Raw genomic sequence first — 24,379 nt, forward strand, 5'->3', positions numbered from 1 at the left:
CATCGCCCACAGGCAACGCAAGCTTCATGCCAGACGGCGGGGCCTGTCGGCCTCGCCGCCGGACATCCGGCAATACTCCCGAAAGATGGGCATTATGCGGCTTCTTCCTGACGTTCATGCGACTGGACGAACTCCTGAAGCATCTCGAAGACCGGACCCTTCATGTCGTCGCGCGCCAGCGCGAAGGCGATGTTGGCCTGGATGAAGCCTTCCTTGGAACCGCAATCGAACATGCGGCCGAGGAAAGGCTGGGCGAAGAACGGCTGATCCTTCGACAGCCGGACCATGGCGTCCGTCAGCTGGATCTCGTTGCCGGCGCCGCGCTGCTGATTGCCCAGAAGCGCGAAGATCTCGGGCTGCAGGATGTAGCGGCCGTTGATGTAGAAGTTCGACGGTGCATTGGCCGGTGCAGGCTTTTCAACCATGGCCGAGACCTCGAAACCGCCGCCGATGTCGGCACCGCGGCCGACGATGCCATATTTGTTGGTCTCGCTCGGATCGCAGCGCTCGACGGCGATGACGTTGCCGCCGGTGCGTTCATAAAGGTCGACCGTTTCGGCGAGACATCCGCGGCGACCGAAGGAAACCATGTCGGGCAAAAGCAGGGCGAAGGGCTCGTTGCCGATGACCTCGCGTGCGCACCAGACGGCATGGCCGAGGCCTTGCGGCGACTGCTGGCGGATGAAGGAGGTGGCGCCGGCCACGGGAAGCATGCTTTCGAGCGCCTCCAGCTGGGTCTTCTTGCCGGTCTGCTCCAGGGTTCCGATCAATTCCGGATGCAGGTCGAAATAGTCCTCGATGACCGCCTTGTTGCGGCCGGTCACGAACACGATGTGCTCGATGCCGGCCTCGAAGGCCTCGTCCACCGCATATTGCACGACCGGCCTGTCGACCACCGGCAGCATTTCCTTCGGCATCGACTTGGTCGCCGGCAGGAACCGTGTTCCAAGCCCCGCCACCGGTATCACGGCCTTCCTGATTTTCTTCATCGCAAATTCCTTCTGAGGAGATCGACTTCAGTCCATTCACAGGCCACGAGAAATCCCTTCATGTGCCTGCATCTTCACCTCCCCACCCCTACGGCAAACTGTGCCGCTACTCTTCGCAACCGCACGGCGATAGGCATGCCCATATGCCTGACCGCCGCCGGGTCGCTGAGCGCCATCCGGATCGCCTTGAACGGAGACCGCGCCTTGATGTGCTGGACCATCGCCAGGAAGGAGGCCGCCTTGCGCAAGCTGCGGCCGCGCCGGGCGAAGGCGGCCAGGGCCGCCTCATCCATCCGATGGGTTTGAGCGAATTTGGCATCCGCCTCGCGCATCGCCTCGACATGGTGAAGCTCGAGCACACGCGAGATGGAGCCGCTGAGAATGTGGTAGGCATAGCCGATATCAGGCTCGACCACGCATCTGCCGCCCTTGGCCAGGGCGTCGGCAAACAGGATGTAATCCTCGCCGATCCTCAGTTTCTCGTCATAGCGAAGCCGGTTCTCATCCAGGAACCGGCGCTGGAAGATCGGCTTGAGGTAGCCGAGGTTGAACTTCGATTCGAAAACGACGTTGCCGGCGATATAGGTGGCCAGCGAAATCTCGCCCAGGCGCTCCAGATACTGCCGCGGGAACATCGCGTCCTCGACGACACCGTCCTCGCGGACGACCTGGAGATTGTCGACGGCGATCTGGGCATTCGCCTTCTCGGCGCGGCCGATCATGGCCGCCATGCGGCCGGGAAAGACCGCGTCGTCGGAATCCAGCACCGCGACCCACCTGCCGCGGGCGACGTCGAGCCCGGCATTCCTGGCCCCGCCGGGGCCCCTGTTTTGCGCGAGCGCAACGACGCGCACGATGTCCTGCGGATAGGCCCTTGCCACATCGAGCGTCGCGTCGCGCGACTTGTCGTCGACGACGATGATTTCGACGCTGACATCCCTCTGGGCGAGGGCGCTGGCGATCGCCCGGTCAAGCGTTGCCTCGGCATTGTAAGCGGCAATGATGAAGGAGACATCGGGGACGAAAGAGACATTCGGGATGGGGGAAACGTCAGGCTGCACGCTTGCCTCCTTCCCGTGGCGAGGGCTGGCCGTAGAGGCGGATCTCTCGAATGCCGACGAGACCGCTGACGACCCCGACATGCATAATGCCGCGCAGCACGCTTCGGTTCCGGCGCACCGGGCTGGCGACGACGGGAAGCGCTGCGGCGAAGCAATAGAGCGCCTTTACCGAAGCCAGACCGACCTGTTTGACCAGGCCGATGCCACCGGCGTTGTGGCCCAGGAGATGGCCATGCGTCTGGCCGACCCGGAAGCGCCGGCGGCCGAGCCAGTCGAACGCGGCCCTGGTACGCGGCACCACCTCGTTCACCCAGGCGTCTGGGGAAAAAGCGATCCGGCCGCCCGCCTTGTGCATCTGGTCGAAGTACTCGGTGTCCTCGCCGCCGGTCTGGCCGCGCGCCAGGCTGAAGCGACGGCCGCGCAGGCTATCCGCTCCCACGCGCAGCAGCACGTTGCAGGTGTAGCCGGTGCGGATCTCGCCCTGCACCCACACGGGCAAGGTGGAGTGAAAATCGCCGCGCCGCATCCAGTCCGGCGCATCCGGGCGGTAAAGCGCCCGCACCGGGCCGAGTATGGCGGCGGCACCGCTCGTTTCAGCCGTCGCGACCAGTTCCGCGAGCCAGCGGGCAGTCGCCGTCTCGTCATCGTCGATGAAGGCGAGAAAATCCGCCTCGCTGGCGTCGAGGCAAGCGTTGCGGGCGATCGAGATGTTGCGCGCCGGGCAATGACGATAGCGGACCGGCACCGACAGTTCCCGCGACAGCGCCGTCACCAATTCCCTGGCGCTCGGCGTGTCGTCATTGTCGGCGACGATGATGCCGACATCGAAACCCCTGGGCATATCCATGGCGGCAAGCGAGCGCAGCGTGTCGGCCAGTTCCGGCCGCCGGAACGTGCACACGCCAATGTCGATGCTGCGGTTCTTGGCCTGAACAGCCATCAAGCCACCCCGCGCCGCGAGCCGAGGCCGAGAAGCTGCAGCCAGAAACCGACGGACCAGCCGAGATGCATGACCATCGCCGAGACCCCGGCCAGCGCAACATCGGCCTTGCGTTGGCGAATGGCCGCCACCAGGCCATAGCCCAGGCACACCGACGCCCAGACCAGCAGCGGCACCGCCGCGATCCAGTGCACGAAGGAGAAGGCCGCGAGAAGAACCACCGGGAAGACCGCCAGCGGCACCATCTGCCGGACCTTCGGGATGACGCGGTGCTTCAGCACGTTCTTGGCGCGGCCGCGGCCATAGCCGAGATACTGGAAATAGAGACCCTTGAGCGAGGTGCGCGGGTAGTAGACCATCTGCGTCTTGCCGCTCATCCAGATCCTGTAGCCGGCTTGCCGCAGCCGGTAGTCGAGTTCGGCGTCCTCATTGTGGCTGAACGTCTCGTCATAGCCGCCGACAGCGCCGAAGGCCGAAATCCGCATCAGCGCATGGTGGCCATGGTCGATCCACTCCCCGGCGGAGAGGTGGCGGTGCTTGGAACCGCCGGTGCCGAGTTTTGAATTTTGCGCCGCCGCCGCCGCCTTCTGCACGGGGCCGCTGCCGCTGGTCAGCATGGAAACGACCACCGAATCAGCGCCCGTGGCCAGTGCCTCCTCGACCAGCCGGTCGCAGTAATCATCTGGATAGCCGCCATGAGCGTCGATCCGGATCAGATACTGGGCACCCTCGCCGTAAGTGCCGACGGCGAGATTGATCGCCGCGCTCTGTATGCGCCGCTGGTTGTGCAGCAGGATGACGCGCGCATCCCTGGCGGCGACATCCTCGACGATGGCCAGGGTGCCATCGGTGCTGCCGCCATCGGCAACGACAATCCTGGCTCCCAGCCTTTCGGCCGAGGGCCGCAGCTGGTCGAGCAGCGCACCGATATGGGCCGCCTCGTTCAGGCAGGGGATCACGATCAGGCTGGAAGGAAGCGCTTGCGTCATCGGGCGAGGTCTATCCTATGCCAGGGCTTCGGCCGCGAGGGGTTCGCGCACGATGGTCAGACGGCGCAGTTTTTCGACCAGTACCCTGCAGTCGCTGCGATCGTAGCTCCACATCCTCGGATTTTGGGCGAGCACGCGGGCTTTCAGCCTGTCGAAGCGGTGCTCCTCCATCTGGCCGAGGGCGCTTTCGAGCGCATCGGGCGTGGCTTGCGGCAAAAGGATACCGATGTCCTGCTGGCTGAGGAATCGTCCCGTTTCGGTATGGCCCATCGAGATCGGCACCGCGCCGAAGCGGCAGCCTTCATAGAGGCGGTTGGGCAGCAGCCATTCCGAATTCTGCCCCTCTTCGAAGAAATCGATCGCCCAGGAGAAATGGACGTCCTGGTAGATCGACGCCATGTCCTCCGGATTGCGGTAGGGGCCGCGAAACGACAGATGCGGTTCGGCTTCGACGAAGGCATGGAAATCCGGGAATTCGGACAGAGCCGGGCGGCCGCGCAGCACGACCTCGAAGCGTCCGTCCATACGGCGCGTGAAATCGGCCAGCAGTTCGAGCGAGCGGCGGCAGCGCAGCGCTCCGAACCAGCCGATTCGCCATGGCGGCGCGGCAGGCGTTTCCGCCACCTGACGTGCGCCGGGCAAAATCGCCGCCGTCTCGAAATACTTGTTTTCGACCAGTTCGATGGGCGCGGCGACCTGGCGGAAGGGCTTGAAGTAATTGGCGATGAAGGCCGGCGAACTGGTCACCAGCAGCTTCACGTCCCGCGCCAGATGGCGCTCCGTGGCGCGCAACGCCTTGCCGAGGACATCGTTGCGAAGCACCAGGCGATGGATGTCGAGGCATTCATAGACGATCGGGACCGTGGCACCGAAGGCCGATCTGGCACGGCCGGCAAGCGCCAGCATTTCCAGGTTGCGCGCGATGATCAGATCGGGTCTCGGCGTGCCGCTCAACTTCGCCCGAAGAGAAACCGCCGCTTTCGCCACCGCTGCCAGGCGCTGGGCGAATCGACCGTCGCGCGTCGCGCCAAGGTCGATCGGCCGCAATCCTTCGATGTCGGCAATCGGGGTTGTGGTGCGGCGGAAACCCGCCAAAGTGACCCGGGCGCCGCCTGTCCGGAGCATCGTGATCCGTCGGCGGACCGCCGGATCGGAAACATCGTGCACCAGGTACAAGACATGCAGCATGAAAACTCGACCGCTGTTTGACCCACCCAGGGGAATGCTAGTACAGCTCTTGCTGCATCGCAACATTTTTGGCGCGGAGATGGACATTTTCTGTTGCACTGCAAAATTATTGCCGTAGTTTGGGGTTGGCGGCGGTTGTGGATTTCGGGCTCCGAAATCCGCGCAAAGATCAGGAATCCTGAATTTGGAAGCCAATCCATTCGACCCGCCAGAAGGCTCGTTGCGCAAATCGGTCGGCCGTGGCGCGGTGGTGACCGCCATGTCGCAATCGGTGCGGGTCGCGACACAGATCATATCCGTCATCGTGCTGTCGCGGCTCCTGTCGCCGCAGGATTTCGGCGTCGTGGCGATGTGCGCGCCGGTGCTAGCCTTCATCGCGCTGTTCCAGGATTTCGGCCTGACCCAGGCGACGATCCAGAAGTCGTGCATCCGGCATGAGGAGGTGAACTACCTCTTCTGGATCAACGTCGCGGTCAGCGCCATCCTGGCCTGCGTGCTCGCGGGCGCCGCACCGCTGGTCGCAGCCTTCTACAGCGAGCCGCGCGTGGCCGGCCTGGTGGCCGCCTTCGGCCTGCAGATCATGGCCTATGGGCTCGGCGCGCAGCATCTGGCGCTTCTGACGCGGCGCATGCAGTTCGGACGCCTGGCGATCATCGATGTCGCCAGCGCCGTCGCGGGTCTGGCGGTATCGATCGCCTGGACCTTCATCGACCGCTCCTACTGGGCGCTGTTTGCCGGCACGCTGACCGGCGCCGTGCTGCCGACGCTGTGCTATTGGGCAAGCTCACGCTGGCGGCCCGGCCTGCCGCGCAAGGTCGCGGGCATCGGCGAACTGATCAATTTCGGCGCCGGCATCACCGGCTTCAACTTCGCCAATTTCTTCGCCCGCAACCTCGACAACGTGCTGATCGGCAAATATTGGGGCGAGGCCCAGCTCGGCCTTTACGACCGCGCGTATAAGCTGCTTTTGTTCCCGCTCAGCCAGATCACCAATCCGCTTTCCAAGGTCATGGTGCCGGCGCTCTCCAGGCTGAAGGACGAGCCCGACCGCTACCGCAGCGCCTATCTGCGCGTCATGCCGCTGATCCTTTTGGTGGCGCTGCCCGGCGTCGCCTTCGCCACCGCGATGTCGGACGAGCTGATCCCCTTCGTGCTCGGCGAGCAGTGGCGGGCGAGCGCCTCGATCTTCCTGGCGCTCGGCTTTGCCGGCCTGCTGCAGCCGCTCAACAATCCGGCGGGATGGCTCTTCGTCAGCCAAGGCCGCTCCGGCGACTTCATGCGCTGGGGCATCATCACGGCGGTGACGTCGGTGCTCGCCTTCGCGCTCGGCCTGCCCTACGGCGCGCTCGGCGTGGCCGTCGCCTATGCGGTCAGCGAGTATCTGCGCACGCCGTTCCTGTGGCTCTATGTCGGCAGGAGCGGGCCGCTGCGGGCCAGCCATGTGCTGCGCGCGGCAACGCCGTTCGTGCTTGGCGCGCATCTGGCGCTGGCGGCGGTCTGGCTGGCCAAGCCGCTGCTGCCGCAGCAGCATGTCGTTGCCCTGGCTGGCGGCGCCATCCTCGCCTACGCCATCACCATCGTCGTCGCGCTGGCGTTCGCAGCCGGCCGCGAGGCCCTGCGCGAAGCCGTGAAAATGTTGCCGGCAAGGCCGCCAACGGCGGCGCCGCGCCAGGCGCAATAATTTCGGCGCTTTCGACCGCTATCTCCGTATCCACCCAAGCATCAGGTCCGATCCATGCACTACCGCTCGATCTCCGACATGAACGACGCCATCGTCAGCAACCTTCACCGGCTGCCGCGCGACATCGACCTGGTGGTCGGCGTTCCAAGAAGCGGCGTGCTGGCGGCGACGCTGGTCAGCCTTGCGGCGAACATTCCGATGACCGATCTGGATTCCTTCCTGGACGGCCGCGTCTACACGTCAGGCATCACCAAGCGCCGCGCCGCGCTCGACCGCAAGGTCTCGGACATGCGCAAGGTGCTGGTGATCGACGACAGCGTTTCCGGCGGCAATGCCATGCGCGACGCCCGCGCCCGCATTCAGGCCGCCGGCATCGAGGCCGACTACACCTTTGCCGCCGTGTTCGGCTTGCAACCACAACATCAGGAGACGGATATCGTCTTCGAGGTGGTGCCGCACCCGCGCATGTTCCAGTGGAACTTCATGCACCACAAATTCCTGGCGCAATGCTGCGTCGACATAGACGGGGTGCTGTGCCTCGATCCGACCGAGGCGGAAAACGACGACGGGCCGGCCTACGAGAAATTCCTCAGCGAGGCGCGGCCGCTTCATGCCCCGACCCACAGGATCGGCTGGCTGGTCACAAGCCGGCTGGAGAAATACCGCGCGCTGACCGAGGCATGGCTGGCCAAGAACGGCATCCAGTATGACCAGTTGGTCATGCTCGACCTGCCGAGCAAGGCGGAGCGGCAGCGGCTTGGCGCGCATGGCAGTTTCAAGGCCGATTTCTATCGCAAATCCGATGCCATGCTGTTCATCGAAAGCGAGCATGCGCAGGCGCTGAAGATCACCGAGCTGTCAGGCAAGCCGGTATTGTGCGTCGAAACGCACATCGTGAGCTTTCCCGATGCGCTGTCGCTGCCGGCGCTCGGCCAGGCGGCGCGCAACCTGCCGGCCAGGCTGCGGCAGGTCAACTCGCAGGAAGGCCGCAAGGGCGTCGCCAAGACCCTCGCCCGCGCCCTGCTTGGCGCCCGCGGCTACGAGACGCTGAAGAGCCGGGTCAAGCGTCCGGCCTGACCAGCATCGCCATCTGGTGCGCGACGGAGGCCTTTTCAGGCGGCCTGGAGCGCGCGCTGCTGGATCGCCTTGTCTAATATCGAAAAGAAGGTGACGAACTGGCGATCGGGATCGAGTTCCGGACGCGCCGCGAAACTGCGCGCGAGACTGGAGACCCGGTCATATTCCTGGTTATCGTTCCACAACCGTCTGACGGCCGCGACCCAGTCGACGAGCGGAGAGTCGTAGTCGAGCACCACGCCACCAGGTCCGATCGCCTCAGGCAGGCCGCCGCGCCGCGAGCCGACGACCGGGATGCCGCTGCAATGAGCCTCCGAGGCGACGCGACCCCAGGCCTCTTCCCATTTGCTGGGCGCCAGCAGGATCCGGGTGCGGCCATAGACCGTCTTCATGTCGCTGGTGCGGCTCTCCAGCGTGACGTTGCCGAGCGGCGCGATCGTCTCTTCGATGCTCGCCCGATGGTCATCGTCCAGCTTCCAGCTTTCGACGAACAGGAACGGGATTTCGGGGCAGGCGCCGGCAAGACGCACCGCAAGCTCGAAGCCCTTTTCCTCATAGGGATTGATCAGGGTGACGAACTGGCCCGTCGTCGGCGTGCTGTACTGTGTCGGATTGATGGTCGGTGGAATCACCGTCGTCTCGATGCCGAACTCCCTGCGGTAGGTGCGCGCGGTGAACTCGGAATTGGCGATGTAGAGTGCGGAGCGCAATTCGCGCAGGTCGCCTCCCAGCTCGTGGAACTCGACATTGCGGAGATAGACGACCAGCGGCACGCCCTTGGCCTGCAGCGCCTTGCCGATCGGCACCGACTTGTGACACTGGACCACCGCCACATCCGGCTTCACCCGATCGACGGCAAAGCTTGCCGCCTCCCAGGGGAACCAGGCCCGGACCACCGGGTAGCCGGGAAAACTGTCGACGACGGCGGGCTGGCGCAAGAGCTTCATCTTGGCGCGCGCCTTGAAGCCGAAGACGCCGTCGCCGAACAGGGCGGCAAGCACCGAAGCCTCGTGCCCGTTTTCGATCAGCTGTTCAGCCAGATGATGCGTGCTCGACTGGACGCCACCGCTGAATTCGGGGGTGTAGCCATTGCCGCCTGCAAAAAGGACTTTCATGGGATCGGCTCCTTGTCGCATTTCGTGTTTCGTTCCGAGGCAACCGACGGCGCCTCGCATTCGACGTCAGGCAAGCTTCGGCGGCTCCAGATTCGCGAACGGATTGGTGCAGGATTGCCAGCCGGTAAACCGGATCGGATCGTCAGGCGAACTGCGCCATGCGTAGTCTGTCAGCATATGAAATTCGGCGATGACCCAGCGGTCGAAATGTGTCAAATCTTCCCGCTTCTCCTGGGGCAGCAGGCGGCGGACGGCACCCAATTTGAGCTCCTCGACCAGCGTGACCGCGTCGCTGAGCTTCGCACTCGGGAATATCCATGGGTTGCGGTTGCGGAACTCCAGCGCGAACTGCTGCAGATGCTCGATGCGCATGTTCAGCCGGCCGAGGTATTTCTCGAGCGTCACACGAACCAGATCCTCGTCGGAGAACGAGGAGACGGCGGCATAGGCGACGCCTGTCGACACCACCCCCCCGGCCACGATTGCCAGCGCCGAACGTCGTGATACTTCAATCATCTGGTCGCTCCTCTCACGCGATCCGGCCCGCCGCCCGCAAGGACAGCGCCGCCGCGGTCAGGCTCGGGTTGGCGCAGGAGCAGCTCGGATAGGTGCTGGTGCCGACGACGACCAGGTTCCGCAGCCGGTGATGGATCATGCCGCTGTCGACAACCGAATCGGCCGGGCCGGTGCCCATCCTCAACGTGCCCTGGACATGCGATTCGGTCGGCCGGATGCCGCGGTCGAAGAGCCCTTCGACGGGCAGCGGGGCAAGCAGCCCCGGCAATTTCTCCAGCGCCCGCGCCATGCCCTTGACCGCATAATCCGACGGTGCCTTGAAGCTTACGAAGGCATTGTCGTCTTCGTCGAGGGTGACGAAATTCTCGTGATCGAGCAGGTTTTCGGTGACCACGACAAGCGGCAGCGCCTGCCGCAGCCGCCCCTTTTCGGCGCGCATCCCGTGCTGCCAGCGGTTCTCGAAATAGACCAGCGCCGCCGCGTGCTCGGATCGGTGCGGCCCATCGTAGAGGCCGAAATTCAGGCCGGTGGTGATGGTGCTGCCGTCGAAATTGTCGACGCCGTCGAGATAGACCTCGAAATTCCAGCCGTAGGATTCGTGCAGGCCGCGCCCGACGAATTCGTCTCCGAGGCCCGATCGCAGCATGATCGCCGCGCTCTGGATGGCATTGGCGCCGAGAATGAAAAGGTCGCCGCTGACCTGGTATTCCTTGCCGTCGTGAACGAAGGTGACCGAACGGACCGTGCCGCCGACATGGTCTAGCCGCCGCACTTCGGAGCCGAGGCAGACCGAAATGTCGGGATGTTCGAAGACATGCATCAGGCCATTGTTGGCGGTGAACTTGGCGTCGACCGGGCACAGCCAGCAGCGCAGATTGGCGCAGCACGAGGTGCGTTGCGACGTCGGCACCCGGGCGCGGGCGGTCGGCATGACGAAGTGCTGGCCGGGCTGGGCCGCCTTCATCATCTTGTCCGGCGTCGACATGCGATGCGGCGGCTGCGGAAACGGCTTCGAACGCGGCAGCATCGTCGCCATGTCGGGATCGCCCGAGATCGACATGATGTCTTCGGCGTCGCAATAGAACGGCTCGACGTCGTCATAGCTGATCGGCCAGTCGTTGCCGATGCCGTAGGTGCTTTTCAGCCTGAAGTCGTTGGGATGGAACCTTGGCGTCTGCGCGAACCAGCAGTTGGTGCCGCCACCCAACCCGATGGTGTAGTTCCACGGCTTGTCCGAGTTGGTCTTATAGGTCGTCTCGTCTTCGATGTCGGTGTTGGCATTCTGGTTGAGCTGCCACTCATGGGTGTTGTGGCGGCCCCATTCCAGCACCAGGATGCGTGCCTTGCGGCGCTTGGCGAACTCATGCAGGAAGAAGGCCGAACCGAAGCCGGAACCGATCGCGACAAGATCGAAATGGTCCCTGGTGATTTGCTCCGGCTTTACGTCCAGCACCATCAGCTGTTCATCCTTTCCGCGCCCGGCGCGTTCGTCATGGCCATCCCATTCGTTTCGGGCTTGCCGGTGCCCGCTCTCACGCCGCCATTCTGCCGATCGAGTGATATTCGATGCCGTGGCGCGCGATGACCTTGGGGTCATAGAGGTTGCGGCCGTCGAAGATGACCGGCGTGGTCAGTGCGTCCTTGACAGCGTCGAAGGACGGCGCGCGAAAGCTCTTCCATTCGGTCGCGATCAACAGCGCATCGGCGCCGCGCAATGCCGCCTCCTTGGTACCGCACAAAAGCAAATCATCGCGCAGCCCGTAGATGGCCTGGCATTCCTGCATCGCTTCCGGGTCGTAGGCCTGCACTCTGGCGCCAGCCTGCCACAGCGCTTCCATCAGCGTGCGGGCCGGTGCCTCGCGCATGTCGTCGGTGTTGGGCTTGAAGGCCAGGCCCCACAACGCGAAGGTCTTGCCCTTGAGATTGCCCTTGAAGTAGCGGTTCACCTTGTCGAACAGGACGGACTTCTGCTCGTTGTTGCGCTCCTCGACGGCGCGCAGCAGCTTGGCATCGAACTTGACGCCTTCGGCGGTCTTGATCAGGGCGCGGACGTCCTTGGGGAAACACGAGCCGCCATAGCCGAGGCCCGGATAGATGAAGTGGTAGCCGATGCGCGGATCGCTGCCGATGCCCTTGCGCACCTCCTCGATGTCTGCGCCCAGCTGCTCGGCCAGATTGGCCATCTCGTTCATGAAGCTGATCTTGGTCGCCAGCATGCAGTTGGCGGCGTATTTCGTGAATTCGGCGCTGCGCACGTCCATCACGATCATCTTCTCGTGGTTGCGGTTGAACGGTGCATAGAGCTCGCGCATCACCGCCTCGGTGGCCTCGCTATTGGTGCCGACGATGATGCGGTCGGGCTTCATGCAGTCGGCGACGGCGGAACCTTCCTTGAGGAATTCCGGGTTGGAAGCGACGTCGAACGCCAGGTCCTCGCGGCCCCTTTTCTTCAGCGTCTCGGCGATCCTGGCCTTGACCTTTTCGCAGGTGCCGACCGGCACCGTCGATTTGCCGACGACGATCTTGGGCGTCTCCATTTCACGACCGATGGTCTCGGCGACTGCCAGCACATATTTGAGGTCGGCCGAGCCATCCTCGCCGGGCGGCGTGCCGACCGCGATCATCTGGATTTCACCATGCCTGACGGCGGCGGCGGCATCGGTGGTGAATTTGATGCGGCCGGCGGCGTGGTTTTCCTTGACGATGCTTTCGAGGCCCGGCTCGAAGATCGGGACCAGGCCCTGATTGAGCCGCTCGACCTTGTTTGCGTCGACGTCGACGCAAACCACCTGGTGCCCGACCTCAGCAAGCACCGCCGCCTGCACCAGGCCGACATAGCCAATTCCAAACACCGTCAAATTCATTCGGTTTCATTCCTGTCCATGGCGGCGGGCTGTTTTCGATCCGGCCGGTTCAATTCGTCTTTCCCAACTCTTTTACGCTGCATACGAGCGATTCCGGAAACTGGCAGGGTTCGCCGAGCGCGGTGAAGGCAACCCGCTCGATCTGCAGCGAAAGTTTGCGGCCAGGATCCGCGAACGCGCCCATCCATCCCTTCATGGTGTCGCTGCCCCAAAGGCTGAAGAAGATCTTCTGCGCGTGGGAGGGCAGTTTCGCCGGATCGGTGATGGTGTTCACCAGCTGGCCGTTGACGTACCAGCGCAAACTGTCCTTCTCCCAGACGAAGGCGTAATCGTTGAACGCCTTGTCGGTGCCGCCGGGCACCTCGACCAGCTTCTCGTTCTTGCCCTTGCCTGCGATATAGGCGTTGACCTGCACCTTGGAGGTGTCCTTGGTCAGGATCTCGAAATCGATCTCGTCCCAGGGCTGCTTGTCGGACGGGCCGATATAGGAAAAGAAAGCAGCGTTTAGGCCGGGACCGGCATCGGTCTTCATGCGCGCCTCATAAGTGCCATAGCCGAAGCGCTGCTTGGTCTGGATCTCGCCGCAGGCGAATTCGCGATCCTTGGTCTTCTGCTTCTCGAAGCCCAGCGACAGCGTTCCCTCCGACAGGCTGACCTGCCCCTTCGACCAGGTACAATTCTGGTGGCTGCCGTTCGTCCAGCCGTCGGACACGTACCAGCGCGACCGATCTAAACTCTTGAAATCGTCGACGAATGACGGCGAGGACTGGATGTCCTGCGCGTGGGAAGGGATTGTCGACAGGCTGCCAAGAGCGACCAGCAGCAAAGAAGCACCGAGCCAAGCCAATCGCCGCCAGCCGGCTTGCCCGGCTTGATGCGCGCCGACTGCCGCCTTGGACGTAGTCTTCGGATCCGAATTCATACCAAACTCACCTTTGTGCTGTGCGTCCCCAACCCAAAGTCGACGTTCGAACCACTTCCAAACGGGCCAACCTCGGCCTTCCTGACCCTCTCCAACTCCTTTTGCCGTCTCGAATCACATCTTCCGCAACAGTCCCGCACCTTCACTTTCACCCACGGCCGGCGCCCGCCGGCTTGTTGAATTCGACCGTGGCGGCCGGATCGGGCGCGCCATTTTCGTCGAAGACCATATCCAGCGCATGACGGAGATCCTTCATCTTGCCGTCCTGGCGCGACAGCGCCGCGATGCGGCGCTCGCAATTCAGGATCGACGTCGTCAGCGCGCTGACTTCGGAGGAGCGACGATCGGAAGCGGGATCGTTTTCCATGGCTTCGACAAGGAAGGCCGCATTGGTCGACGTCTTGCGATAGCGGCTCTCCAGGCCGGTCCTCTCGGCCTCGATCTCAGCGGCGATCTGCTCGAACAGTTTCGCCAGACGGTCGAAGCGCGCGATGTCGGTCTGCCGGTCTCGGGCCGGATCCCTTGATCTGAAGCCGAATATCGAGGCCATGAACTAAATTCCTGTCATCGCCGGCTTTCGGGTCGGGCTCCTGGCCGATCCCCGCGCCGGGGCTGAAAAAAACTCGTATCGTATCGTCCTGCTCCTCTGAGGGGAGAGACTTCAGACCAATCCGATCGGGGGCCAGTTCGGCTGGTCGTCCAATTTGCTGCAGCGCAACATAGACTGCCATCCCCGGAGCCGCGAGGCAACCACCCAATTCGTAAACTCATAAATCCGAAGGAAATGGTTCGCGTGACGAGACCGCTGTTCATAGATAATCCGGACATTTCCCGGGCCTTACCGCGCCTTGCCGGTGCTGGTTCCGGCCATCAGGAAACGCAGCGGCGGCATATGCCTTTGGCCGGACATGAGGCCGACGCGGCGAAACAGCGCCTCGAGCTTGTCGGACGCCACGCCCTGGACGATGGGAACGAGGTTGGATTGACTTGCGAAGGCATAGGCCGCAGCCGAAGCCAGCCCACGCTCGGCCTTCACGTCGAGGAAATTGCGCAGCCGGTATTTGTCGCGCACGTGCCGCTCATGCCGCCGCAGCACCGCTTTGGAGCCTTCCGGCAGGCTGTCGATAGCCAGCAACGCCAGATCGGCGTCGGCCAGCCGCTTCAGATCCTGGGTCTTGTGGCGGCCGCTGAGCGAATCGGCGCGCACGATGGCGCCGTAGCCGCAGGAGCGTATGACCTTGAACCGTGCGCCGTGAGCGACCGCGCGCGCGTAGAGCTCATAGTCCTCGCCCAGGCGCAGGTTCTCGTCATAGCGCAACCCGTGCCGGTCGAGGAAGGCACGGCTGATCACCGGCTTTAGGAAGCCCAGTTCACCTCTTTGGACGCGGCGCCTGGAGATGTTGCCCTCGACGAAGCGCTCGAAATCGAGGAATTCCGGCTCCGCCGCGAAATCCGGCGCGACAATTGTCGTCGCATCCTTCGTCGCGTCATCCCTGATCAGCATGATGTTGTCGGCCGCGAAATCCCAGTCGGCGCCGGCAAACAGGTTGCGGAACCGACCCTCCAGGAAGAAGTCGTCGGCGTCCAGAATGCTGATGAACGGCGCTTTCGAGCCGGCGATCGCAGCGTTGCGGGCAAAGGAGGGCCCCCGATTGACGTCGAGCCGCATCACCATGAGCCGGCCGCTGCCGTCGTCGGCGGAAACGGCGACTTCGGCCGTGTTGTCGGTGGAGCCGTCGTCGACGACGACGACCTCCGCCACTTCCGGTTCGCGCAACGCGGACGCGATGGCGACCGCGATCGTGCGTGCCGCGTTTTTGGCCGCGATGATCACGCAAACCTCGGATTTCGTCATCGACATGGGTTTAGCCTCTTGCACAGGTTCCGATCTGCCCTCGCCCTGTACGCATTCAATCTCCGACAGCACCACCATCACGGACTGGCCGGCCGTTCGAAGATGCGGCGGCTGATATCCGCCGACGCCGCCCAGCCTGCCTCGGCCAGGTAGCGGACGGGAGCACGGCCGCATAATTCCCACAACACCGTTCGCCGTTGCGGCCATCGCAGCGACGACAGCCAAGGCGCGATGACCATGCTGAGCAGATCCTCATTGCCGATGCGCGACAGGATCGGCTTGGCCCGCTCCGACAAAAGCGTGCCGGTACCACCCAGCAGAACGTCGGCGGCGCGCAGGCCGAGCAGCAGCGTATCGTCCAGCCCCTGGCTCATCGCCGCATCGAGCAGACGCTGCTGATCGGCCTCGTCGAGACGATTGGCGCTGGCCCTGATATCGCAGACGTAGCCGGCACAGGGTTCGCGGTTGAACAGGGCCTTGGCGACGCTGATGCAGGACAGCATCAGCGTGTCGGCGACCGATGTGAACGGCACCTCAGTGCCGGCAATCTCGACCAGCCGTTTGCGCCGCAGGAACCCGTCGGCGTCGCGCGGACTGGGTGAACCGGGCTGCTGGAGGCGATAGTGAAGATCGACCGTGGACGATTTCGGCCCGTTGCCGCGGATCATGTGCTGTTCGCCGAGGAAACGAACCCACCAGACCGAGCGGGACTTGCCCGACACCTCGTAACCGATCGAGCGCAGTGCGTCGCGCGCCCTGGAAAAGCCGGCGGGAGAAACCAGGATGTCGACATCGCCCGAAGGCTTCATGAAGTGGTCGTCGTAGAGCAGATGCTGCTGGAACGGCCCCTTCAGAAAGACGAAATCGATCTGCCTGTCGCGCAGCGCCTCATGGATCGTCATCGAGTCCATCAGGCAGGCGGCGTTCATCGAGACCGTGCGCCTGCGATAGGTGTCGAGCCACTGGAAGAGATCAGCCGGCCTTTCGCCGACCGGGGCACGCGACAGCGCCTTCAGGACGAAGATGGCAACCTTGTTCAGCCTGGCGATGTCGGCGACGGCGTCGTTGGAAAGACCGGGCGTCGAGACTTTGCCGGCGGTCGGCCCCGCGAAATACAACCGCAGGCAGGCCTGCACATAGGCGACCTCGTCGGCGCAATCGGCGGCGCGCAGTCGTTCATAGGAGCTTTCCGGCAAGGCCATTGAGCGCACAGTCTCCAAAAAGCGGTTCGCGCGATAGGTATGCTGCAGGTGCGAAGCAAAGCATCCTCAAAAACCTCGGCGCCGTAAAGCCTTTCCTTTCGCAGTGCGGAATTTTGCAACCAGAACGTTTGCCGGCGCGCCGCGAAAGCGGTGGAAATACTCGGTCCAAATTCCGATCATGCCGAAGCGTTCCAGCCGGACATCAACCTGGATCGGTTAAACTAAATTCATCTTTTAGCATTGCCTAAAAAAGCAGCGGTGGCGTAGATGTTTTATGCAAGCAAAATCAATTGCTTAAAGAACCGTCAGCGACAAGACCAGACCGTACTAGATTTTACCCCGAATGCGGCGAGATTTTGAGCATCCCACACACACATGGTGACGTCCGCAACCCGTAATTGATTAACCAGAGGTAAATCAGGCTTGACTCATAAATGTTGCTATGCAGCTATTGCATCGCAGCATGCAAGTGCTGACGGCACTCGACAGGCCGTTTCCAGTCCTCATTGGAGAGTAAAATGGAACAGAATGTTGAAAAGCATGAGTACGAAACGCCAAGCTTGACGGTGCATGGTTCGATTGAAACCATCACTCAGGGCGGCGGGGGCAACACGGCGATCGACGCGTCGTTTCCCGCGCACACCCCGATCGGCGACCTGACGTTCTCGTGAGACTAGCCTGATCCCGGAGGAATTACGTTGGGCCTCTGGGATTCAAGACCATAAATGGAGCCGGGGACGAAAATCCCCGACTTTCCGCTTTTGAAGCTTTTCCGCTTTTTGAAGCGACGATGTGTAGACCGTGTGTTGCAAACGAGGTTTTAGGATGAACTGGAACCCATCGGACCACGATTGCATAAGTGCCAACAAAGATGCCGTGGCTTGCGAATTCGGCGACGGCCTCGCGCTTCTCAATCTGAAATCCAATATTTACTACAGCCTCAACGGCGTCGGCGCGTTCATCTGGGAGTTGATCCAGGAGCCGAAGTCGATCGCCGATATCCGTAGCGCCGTGCTTGCGTCCTATAATGTCGACGCCGAGCGCTGCAAGGCCGACGTCGACGCATTGCTGAAGGGGCTGGCCGAAAACGGGCTTGCGAGGCTGCAGCATGAGGCACTTGTCTAGGCAGGTTTCGCAAAAGGCCATGGTTTCGCGGCAAAGACCTGCGACGGAAAAGAGCCCCAGGCAGGCGAAAAGTCGGTCAGGCAGGCGGAGCCTAACCGGAATCCTCTCGCTGAGCGGCTCGGAAGCGCTTTTCCTTTGCCAATGCCTGGTGGTGGTCGCGGTTGTCCGGCTGGGGCTGACATTGTTCTCGTACAACCGTGTTCGCGCCATGGTGACCCGGCTCAACGCGCACCAGTGCGCCAGCATGGGCGAGTTGCGGCTTGTCGCCTGGGGGGTTGCCGCGGCGGCACGGTTCGTGCCGCGCGCCACGTGCCTCACCCAGGCACTTTCGGGCCAATATATGCTCGCGCGCCAAGGCAATGCCTCGAATATCCGCATCGGCGTCGAACGCGGCACGGGCGAGCAGTTGAAAGCGCATGCCTGGCTGATCAGCGACAACCATATCGTGCTCGGCGGATCCGTCGATGGTTTCGCCCATCTGGTCGACCACGGCAGCCGATGAGCGGCGTGGCCGGAATTGTGCTGCGACAGGGGCCCGCGCCGGCAGACGCGGCAACCGATATCCAGCAGATGCTGGCACGCATGCGCCATCGCGGCCCCGACGGCAGCTCATGGTGGCTGGACGCCGGCATCGCCCTTGGCCACGCCTGGCTCAACACATTGGATGAGGCCGGCCCCGGCCCGCTGACCATGGCCGGCGGCAAGCTGGCCATCACCGCCGATTGCCGGCTGGACAACCGCGACGAACTGCTCGCCAGGCTCGGCATACGGGACAGCTCGGTCGCCGACGCGGTGTTGCTGATGCGGGCCTATCTGCGCTGGGGCGAAGCCTGCCCCGAGCATCTGCAAGGCGACTTCGCCTTTGCCATCTGGGATGCCGAGCGGCAGCTGTTGTTTTGCGCGCGTGACCATTTCGGGGTCAAGCCATTCTACTACCACGCGGCGGACCGGCGCTTTGCCTTCGCCTCCGAGATCGGGCCGATGCTTGGCCTGGACGGGGTCGGCGCGCGCATCAGCGAGCACCGGATCTCGGGGTTCCTGGCCGGGCTTCCCGACGACCCGCAATCGACGCCCTACAGCGATATTTTCAGCCTGCCGGCCCGTCACAGCCTCACCGTCAGCGCTCAACAGGTGCTGCTGCGGCGGTACTGGCAGATCGAGCCGTCTTCGCGGCCGCCGCCGTCGGATGCGGCGGAGGAATTCGCCCATCTGTTCTCGCAATCGGTACGCAACCATATGCGGGGGACATCGTCGATCGGCGCGATGCTGAGCGGCGGCCTCGATTCCTCCTCGATCGCCTGCGTGGCCGGCTTGCGGAACGCCGCCGAACGCAAGCCAAGGCTGCCGACCTTTTCGCTGATCTTCGAGAAAGGGTCGTCGATGGACGAACGCCCCTTCATCGACGCCGTGCTCGACCAGCAGAAGGTCGACCCGACGCTGATCGCGGTCGGCGATTATGCGCCCTTCGCTGAATTCGAACGGGTGCTGGAGGAGCAGGAAGGCACCTTCCTGGCGCCGGGCCTGACGCTGACCCGCGGGATCTACAGGACGGCTGGCGCCAAGGGCATCAAGGTGCTGCTCGACGGCCATGGCGGCGACGAGGTCGTCTCGCAAGGTCATGGCCACCTGCACGAGCTGGCCAATGGCGGCAGATGGCTGGACCTCTGGCGCGAGATCCGCAGCGCTTCCAACACCTATGGCGACAGCACGCTCGCCCTGTATTTCCAGTTCCTGACCCTCTATGGGCCGGCCTGGCGGATCGCCAAACTGAGGCAGCTGGCAAACCGGACCCTGAACAAGATACGCCGGCCCACGCCAACGCGTGGCCGAAGCTGGCGCGACCTGGTCAATCCGGACCTGGCCAGGCGGACCGAACTCATCGACCGTTTTCACCGGGCCGGGTACATGCCGCGCGGCGTCCAGGCCAGCGACGCCTTGAGCCACCGCTGGATCCTGTCAAACGGCTATGTCCCGCATTCCTTCGAGGTTCTCGACAAAGCCGCCGCCAATTTCGGCGTCGAGCCGCGCTACCCGTTCTGGGACAAGCCACTGGTCGAGTTCTGCCTGGGGCTGCCGGGCGAGGAGAAGCTCAGCCACGGCTTTGGCCGCTCCGTGCTGCGCCGCGCCATGGAAGGGATCCTGCCGCCGCCGGTCCAGTGGCGGCGAGACAAGATCGATTTCACCGCCAATCTCGTCAATGGCATGGTGCGCAACCACCGTGATCTCCTGGAGCAGTTGCTGGTCTCGGACACGGATCGCATCGCACCCTACGTCAACCTGCCGCAGGTGAGTGCCGCCTATGCGCGGCTGCTGCGCCAGCCGGATCGGGCGGCACCGCTCGACGTCCAGTATGTCTGGCGCTCGGCGTCGCTGTCGCTGTGGCTGCGGCAGGTGCAACAGGGCGGGAGTGCCGCATGATGCCTCGCAATGGGCCACTCCCCCTCGCCCCACACTATCCCGCTGTGGCGGGAGTGCCGGAGAGGCAATCCCACTTCTACCGGGCCTATGGGCTGACGGTCGCGTCCGACGTGGCGTTGCCAGAACTGGAGCCGGTGGAGCCGGCCGCGGCGGACATAACGATCGCCGTCGGCGCAATCGATATGCCGAAGCCTTCGCCGCAGGCCGCGACCACCTTCCGCTTCGAGCCGGACCGGCAATATCTGGCATGGCATGCCGTCGGCGCGTTCCTGATCAGTGGCGGCCGCCGCATCGATGTCGAACCGGCGCCCGGCGTCGACGACGCGCTGCTTGCCTTCCCGCTGCTCGGGCCGGTGATGGCGCTGCTATTGCATCGGCGCGGCCTGCTCGTCCTGCATGCCAGCGCCATCGCGGTGGCCGGCAAGGGCGCCATCTTCATGGGCGACAAGGGCGCCGGAAAATCGACGACGGCAAGCGCGCTGATCCGGGCCGGTCATGAACTGCTTACCGATGACGTCGTGGCGCTCGATCTCAGCAATCCGGACCGGCCGATGATCGTGCCGGGCTTTCCGCAGATCAAGCTGGCGGCCGACGCCGCGGCCGCCATCCCGCTTGGGCAAGCCGAGGTGCGACCGCAAGTCCATCCGGCGATCGACAAGATGCAACATCGCCTGCACGGCGCCTTTTCCGGCAGCGTGGTGCCGGTGGCCCGGATCTATGTCCTCGAGCGCGGCCAAAGGGCCGCGATGACGCCCTTGCCCGCCATCGCAGCCTTGCCGGCCATCATCAAATTCTCCTACGTCACCCGGTTCGGCCGCGCGGCCCTCTCCGGCGATTTCGCGGCGATGCATCTTCGCCAATGTTCAGCAATCGCTAACCATGTCGGCGTGTGCCGGCTGGAAGTTCCGGCCGGTCTCGACAGGATCGGCGAGGCTGTGGCGCTGCTTGAGAGAGAACTGGCTGAAGATGTCTAGGTCATCGGTCTTGAGTCTGTCGCTGTTTCGCGACGTCGCCGCCTTCGGCGCCGTGATCGCCCAGATCGGCGGACGTCGGACCTGGACGGCGCTGCTGTTCCTGGTGCTCGGCAGCCTGACCGAAGGCATCTCCATCCTGCTGCTTGTGCCGCTGCTGCATCTGGTCGGGCGGGCCGACCAGGATTTCGCGGTGCGGTTGCCGAACATCGATTTCGTGCGCTGGCTGGTGCCAGGCGGGACGTTGCAGCTGACGACGGTGCTGGTTGCGCTGGTCGGGCTTGTTGCCGCGCAGGCGGCGTTCAACCGCTTCAAATCGGTCTACATGGCCAGGCTTCTGTTCGATTTCATCAACCGCTTGCGCATGAACCTGTTCGAGAGCATCGGCAAGGCGCGCTGGGGCGTGTTTTCGCGCATGCGCGGCTCGGACCTCGACCACGCCCTGACCGGCGACATCGACCGTGTCCAGGGGGCCGCTTTCTCGCTGCTGATGCTGGTGCAGATCGCCGTGCTGCTGGTGGGCTACCTCGTGATCTCCATGTTCATCTCGCCGGTCATGACGGCGTTTGCAATCATTATCGGCATCGTGATGTTCGTGGCGTTGCAGCCCTTTCGCTCACGCGCCACCGCCTTTGGGCGCGTGCTGACAAGCAATCGCCAGGATCAGTACCGGACGGTCTCGGAATTCCTCGGCGGCATCAAGGTGGCCAAGAGCTTGAACGTCGAAGCCAGCTATTTCGCGCAGCTGCAGGCAACGCTCGAGAAGATGAAGGCCGACAACATCGACTATGTCCGCAACAGCTCGATCGGCACCGCCGTGTTCCAGGTCGCGAGCGTCGTCGGCTTGAGCCTGTTCATCTACGTGGCGCTGGTCCGCTTCAACCTCTCGCTCGCCGAGATCGTCGTGCTGCTCCTGGTTTTCATGCGCATCGCGCCACGCTTCATGGACATGCAGACGCAGGCCCAGCAGGTGCTGATCAACCTGCCCGCCTACACGGCAATGCGCAGCCTGCAAGCACGTTTCGACGCCGAGCGCGAACCGGGCCATTCGGAGGTCGAAGATGCAAGCAAGCTGGCACTCGATACGGGGCTGAACATCCGTGGCGTCTCCTTCGCCTATGACGACGGCGCCGGCAAGGCGGTGGTAAGCGACATCACCTTCGGCCTTCCGGCCGGCAAGGTCACCGCCCTGATCGGGCCCTCCGGATCGGGCAAGAGCACGATCGCCGACATGCTGCTTGGCCTGCTCGAACCGACCGCCGGCAAGATCCTGGTCGACGGCGTCGAGATCGACGCCGCCAATCGACGCCGATGGCGCGATCAGGTGGCCTATGTGCCGCAGGACGTGTTCCTGCTGCATGATACGATCGCGGCGAACCTGCGTCTTGCCGCGCCGGAGGCCAGCGACGACGATCTGTGGACCGCGCTGCGCGCCGCGCATGCCGGCGAGTTCGTCGAACGGCTCGACCACCGGCTCGATACGGTGGTCGGCGACCGGGGCGTGCGGCTTTCGGGTGGCGAACGCCAGCGCATCGCACTGGCACGGGCGCTGCTGCGCAAGCCGTCATTGCTCATCCTCGACGAGGCGACCAGCGCGCTCGACTGGCAGAACCAGTCGCTGATCGCCAGGTCGATCGAAGGCTTGCGCGGCGCGATGACGATCCTGACCATCGCCCACCGTCCGTCGATGATCGCCTTCGCCGACTGGGTGGTGGCGATGGAAGACGGCCGTGTCGTGGAAGTCGGGCAGTATCAGCGCCTGAAGGCGAAGCCGGCGAGCCGTTTGTCCAGGATGCTGTCGGGAGAGCAGTCGGAGACCGAACCGGCCCATGTGGCCTGAGGCCGGGCGATGCCGCGCGTTGGAATTAGTGCAGGCCTCGCCGGGCACTGCCCAGCTTCTCGCCTTCTACTTCGGGCGAGTTCAGCTTTCTTTCGGCTTCGCGTAGCCTGTCGGCCGGCGTCGGCGCGCTCCTGGCAACCATGACATAAATGATGGCGAAATACCCGGCCTGGATGACCACGGCGCAAATGACGACGCGTAGCAGGGTCGTGCCCAGCGAAACGCCGTCAATCCAGGACCAGCCGACGACGATCGCAAGAGCGAAAATCATCCCAACGATGAATTTTGGAAGCGACATACCCAACAGCCCATAAACCGGCTCGGGTTATATCCAACGATTGCCCCACCCGAGCGCCGTCCCTTGTTATGCGGGCTTGTTAAACCACCCGCCGTCGACCGGTTGCTTCCGGCCTTTCAACCTGTCGCCACTCTGACAGGTATAATTTGCAATTCTATTAAGGCGAGCAGAAGGCGGCAAGGGCAACCGCACATATTTTTGATTGAGCTTTCGCGTTCGACTCTGCCATGCTGCAATGCACACGACCGCACTTCACTCAACCTGAAGCGGCTGGAATTTTTCAGTACAATCTGTAATATTGAGTAGTATTTTATGTTAATAGTCGTGAACTTCGCACCTTTCTAAAGCACTAATATGCACCCCTCTGGGCCACAGAGAACGTTCCGCCCAAAATTCGCCTCAAAAAGGTCCGCATTTTTTCCATTTGCCCATTTATTGTCACAAATGTGCTATGTATCCTGAAAAATGTGCATTGCGAGCTTATTATTTAGTCAATTCATGACGTGACTATTTCAATGGGCTGGGAAATTGTGTGTTGCGCTGCAACATTTTTTTGGTATCGTGTGGTGAACCATTCGTTCAACGCATGGAGTTACGGCATGAGGGATATTGCCAAGTCGGCCACGGCGGACTTTTCGCAGGCTGACACCGATTTTCCGCCGCCGATCGGCGGACTCATGAAGCGAAGTTTCGATATTGTCGGTTCGCTGGCGGGACTAATCGCTCTCAGCCCGCTGTTCGTGATGATAGCGCTGCTCGTCAAATTCTCCGACGGCGGATCGGTTTTCTACGGCCACCGGCGAATCGGCCGCGGCGGCCGGGTTTTCCCGTGCCTGAAGTTCCGCACCATGGTTCCGGATGGCGACAAGGTGCTGGCCGCCTATCTGGCCACCAATCCGGAAGCCAACGCGGAGTGGATTGCGACCCGCAAGCTGAAGAACGATCCGCGCGTCACCCGCGTCGGAGCGGTGTTGAGGAAACTCAGCCTCGATGAATTGCCACAGATCATCAACATCCTGCAGGGCGACATGAGCCTTGTCGGGCCTCGCCCCGTTGTGCGCGACGAGCTGGAAATCTACGGCAGCGCCGCGGTTTATTATCTGAAGTCGCGGCCCGGCCTGACCGGCCTGTGGCAGGTCAGCGGCCGCAACGACGTCTCCTATGACAGCCGCGTCGCGTTCGATCGCCACTATGTCGAAAACTGGTCGCTGTTCGAAGACGTTCGCATCATCGTCAGGACCGTGCCGGCCGTGTGGATGTCACGCGGTTCTTACTGACCGGCCGGCCGATACCAAGCATCCGGCGGCAAGCTCATCGGGCGATGGGGC

At 63.3% G+C, this 24,379-nt stretch carries 23 protein-coding genes; 9 read left to right on the plus strand and 14 right to left on the minus strand.

The window, feature by feature from the left end; genetic code table 11:
- Positions 1-92 precede the first annotated feature (92 nt).
- The 5 genes from MESOP_RS01130 to MESOP_RS01150 all read right to left on the minus strand — a co-directional run bounded on the left by MESOP_RS01130 (position 93) and on the right by MESOP_RS01150 (position 5,167).
- A complete protein-coding gene (locus MESOP_RS01130) occupies positions 93-989 on the minus strand; it encodes a UTP--glucose-1-phosphate uridylyltransferase (RefSeq protein ID WP_013891473.1) in 897 nt (298 codons plus the stop codon).
- 74 nt (positions 990-1,063) lie between these two features.
- On the minus strand, positions 1,064-2,050 hold the full coding sequence (locus MESOP_RS01135) for a glycosyltransferase family 2 protein (protein ID WP_013891474.1): 987 nt from the start codon (positions 2,048-2,050) through the stop codon (positions 1,064-1,066).
- Complete coding sequence (locus MESOP_RS01140; protein WP_013891475.1) at positions 2,040-2,990, minus strand: glycosyltransferase family 2 protein; 951 nt, start codon at positions 2,988-2,990, stop codon at positions 2,040-2,042. Before MESOP_RS01140 ends, MESOP_RS01135 begins: the two co-directional genes overlap by 11 nt.
- Positions 2,990-3,979: a glycosyltransferase family 2 protein gene (locus MESOP_RS01145; RefSeq protein WP_013891476.1), complete on the minus strand. Its 990-nt coding sequence runs from the start codon at positions 3,977-3,979 to the stop codon at positions 2,990-2,992. Before MESOP_RS01145 ends, MESOP_RS01140 begins: the two co-directional genes overlap by 1 nt.
- Positions 3,980-3,994: 15 nt before the next feature.
- Entirely contained in the window at positions 3,995-5,167 is a 1,173-nt protein-coding gene (locus tag MESOP_RS01150) for a glycosyltransferase family protein (protein WP_013891477.1), read from the minus strand.
- Positions 5,168-5,351: 184 nt separating this feature from the next.
- Here MESOP_RS01150 and MESOP_RS01155 point away from each other — a divergent pair, with 184 nt between their 5' ends.
- Positions 5,352-6,848, plus strand: coding sequence for a lipopolysaccharide biosynthesis protein (locus MESOP_RS01155; protein ID WP_013891478.1), 1,497 nt, complete (start codon positions 5,352-5,354; stop codon positions 6,846-6,848).
- Between the two features lie 54 nt (positions 6,849-6,902).
- Positions 6,903-7,925, plus strand: coding sequence for a phosphoribosyltransferase family protein (locus MESOP_RS01160; RefSeq protein WP_013891479.1), 1,023 nt, complete (start codon positions 6,903-6,905; stop codon positions 7,923-7,925).
- Between the two features lie 35 nt (positions 7,926-7,960).
- On the opposite strand, the gene MESOP_RS01165 is transcribed toward MESOP_RS01160, so the two are convergent.
- The 8 genes from MESOP_RS01165 to MESOP_RS01200 all read right to left on the minus strand — a co-directional run bounded on the left by MESOP_RS01165 (position 7,961) and on the right by MESOP_RS01200 (position 16,399).
- The gene (locus tag MESOP_RS01165) at positions 7,961-9,040 is read right to left on the minus strand and encodes a glycosyltransferase (RefSeq protein ID WP_013891480.1); all 1,080 of its coding nucleotides are present in this window, start codon (positions 9,038-9,040) and stop codon (positions 7,961-7,963) included.
- A gap of 66 nt (positions 9,041-9,106) precedes the next feature.
- Entirely contained in the window at positions 9,107-9,556 is a 450-nt protein-coding gene (locus MESOP_RS01170) for a hypothetical protein (RefSeq protein WP_013891481.1), read from the minus strand.
- A gap of 13 nt (positions 9,557-9,569) precedes the next feature.
- Entirely contained in the window at positions 9,570-11,012 is a 1,443-nt protein-coding gene (locus MESOP_RS01175; RefSeq protein WP_013891482.1) for a GMC oxidoreductase, read from the minus strand.
- A 76-nt stretch (positions 11,013-11,088) separates the two neighbouring features.
- Positions 11,089-12,420, minus strand: a complete 1,332-nt coding sequence (locus MESOP_RS01180) for a UDP-glucose dehydrogenase family protein (RefSeq protein ID WP_013891483.1) — start codon at positions 12,418-12,420, stop codon at positions 11,089-11,091.
- A gap of 49 nt (positions 12,421-12,469) precedes the next feature.
- Positions 12,470-13,342, minus strand: a complete 873-nt coding sequence (gene exoK, locus MESOP_RS01185) for an endo-1,3-1,4-beta-glycanase ExoK (protein WP_013891484.1) — start codon at positions 13,340-13,342, stop codon at positions 12,470-12,472.
- A 148-nt stretch (positions 13,343-13,490) separates the two neighbouring features.
- Complete coding sequence (locus MESOP_RS01190) at positions 13,491-13,892, minus strand: hypothetical protein (protein ID WP_013891485.1); 402 nt, start codon at positions 13,890-13,892, stop codon at positions 13,491-13,493.
- A gap of 288 nt (positions 13,893-14,180) precedes the next feature.
- Positions 14,181-15,203 (minus strand): glycosyltransferase family 2 protein, encoded by a 1,023-nt coding sequence (locus MESOP_RS01195; protein ID WP_083833191.1) that lies wholly within the window; start codon positions 15,201-15,203, stop codon positions 14,181-14,183.
- A gap of 71 nt (positions 15,204-15,274) precedes the next feature.
- On the minus strand, positions 15,275-16,399 hold the full coding sequence (locus tag MESOP_RS01200; RefSeq protein ID WP_013891487.1) for a nucleotidyltransferase family protein: 1,125 nt from the start codon (positions 16,397-16,399) through the stop codon (positions 15,275-15,277).
- A 518-nt stretch (positions 16,400-16,917) separates the two neighbouring features.
- Here MESOP_RS01200 and MESOP_RS33200 point away from each other — a divergent pair.
- The 6 genes from MESOP_RS33200 to MESOP_RS01225 all read left to right on the plus strand — a co-directional run bounded on the left by MESOP_RS33200 (position 16,918) and on the right by MESOP_RS01225 (position 22,753).
- A complete protein-coding gene (locus MESOP_RS33200) occupies positions 16,918-17,070 on the plus strand; it encodes a lasso peptide (protein ID WP_013891488.1) in 153 nt (50 codons plus the stop codon).
- 154 nt (positions 17,071-17,224) lie between these two features.
- On the plus strand, positions 17,225-17,524 hold the full coding sequence (locus tag MESOP_RS01205; protein ID WP_013891489.1) for a PqqD family protein: 300 nt from the start codon (positions 17,225-17,227) through the stop codon (positions 17,522-17,524).
- A gap of 148 nt (positions 17,525-17,672) precedes the next feature.
- Positions 17,673-18,026 carry a lasso peptide biosynthesis B2 protein gene (locus tag MESOP_RS01210; RefSeq protein ID WP_245265041.1) on the plus strand — a complete coding sequence of 118 codons (354 nt, stop codon included), beginning with the start codon at positions 17,673-17,675 and terminating at the stop codon, positions 18,024-18,026.
- On the plus strand, positions 18,023-19,942 hold the full coding sequence (locus MESOP_RS01215; protein ID WP_013891491.1) for a lasso peptide isopeptide bond-forming cyclase: 1,920 nt from the start codon (positions 18,023-18,025) through the stop codon (positions 19,940-19,942). The genes MESOP_RS01210 and MESOP_RS01215 overlap by 4 nt, the downstream gene beginning before the upstream one ends.
- A complete protein-coding gene (locus MESOP_RS01220) occupies positions 19,939-20,916 on the plus strand; it encodes a phosphoenolpyruvate carboxykinase (ATP) (protein ID WP_013891492.1) in 978 nt (325 codons plus the stop codon). The genes MESOP_RS01215 and MESOP_RS01220 overlap by 4 nt, the downstream gene beginning before the upstream one ends.
- The gene (locus tag MESOP_RS01225; protein WP_049802333.1) at positions 20,909-22,753 is read left to right on the plus strand and encodes an ABC transporter ATP-binding protein; all 1,845 of its coding nucleotides are present in this window, start codon (positions 20,909-20,911) and stop codon (positions 22,751-22,753) included. Before MESOP_RS01220 ends, MESOP_RS01225 begins: the two co-directional genes overlap by 8 nt.
- Before the next feature lie 25 nt (positions 22,754-22,778).
- On the opposite strand, the gene MESOP_RS01230 is transcribed toward MESOP_RS01225, so the two are convergent.
- On the minus strand, positions 22,779-23,051 hold the full coding sequence (locus MESOP_RS01230; protein WP_041163956.1) for a hypothetical protein: 273 nt from the start codon (positions 23,049-23,051) through the stop codon (positions 22,779-22,781).
- A 599-nt stretch (positions 23,052-23,650) separates the two neighbouring features.
- On the opposite strand from MESOP_RS01230, the gene MESOP_RS01235 reads away from it, so the two are divergent.
- Positions 23,651-24,328: a sugar transferase gene (locus tag MESOP_RS01235; protein ID WP_013891495.1), complete on the plus strand. Its 678-nt coding sequence runs from the start codon at positions 23,651-23,653 to the stop codon at positions 24,326-24,328.
- The last annotated feature ends 51 nt before the right edge of the window (positions 24,329-24,379 follow it).

This window comes from Mesorhizobium opportunistum WSM2075 (assembly GCF_000176035.2).
GTDB classification, from domain to species: Bacteria; Pseudomonadota; Alphaproteobacteria; order Rhizobiales; family Rhizobiaceae; genus Mesorhizobium; species Mesorhizobium opportunistum.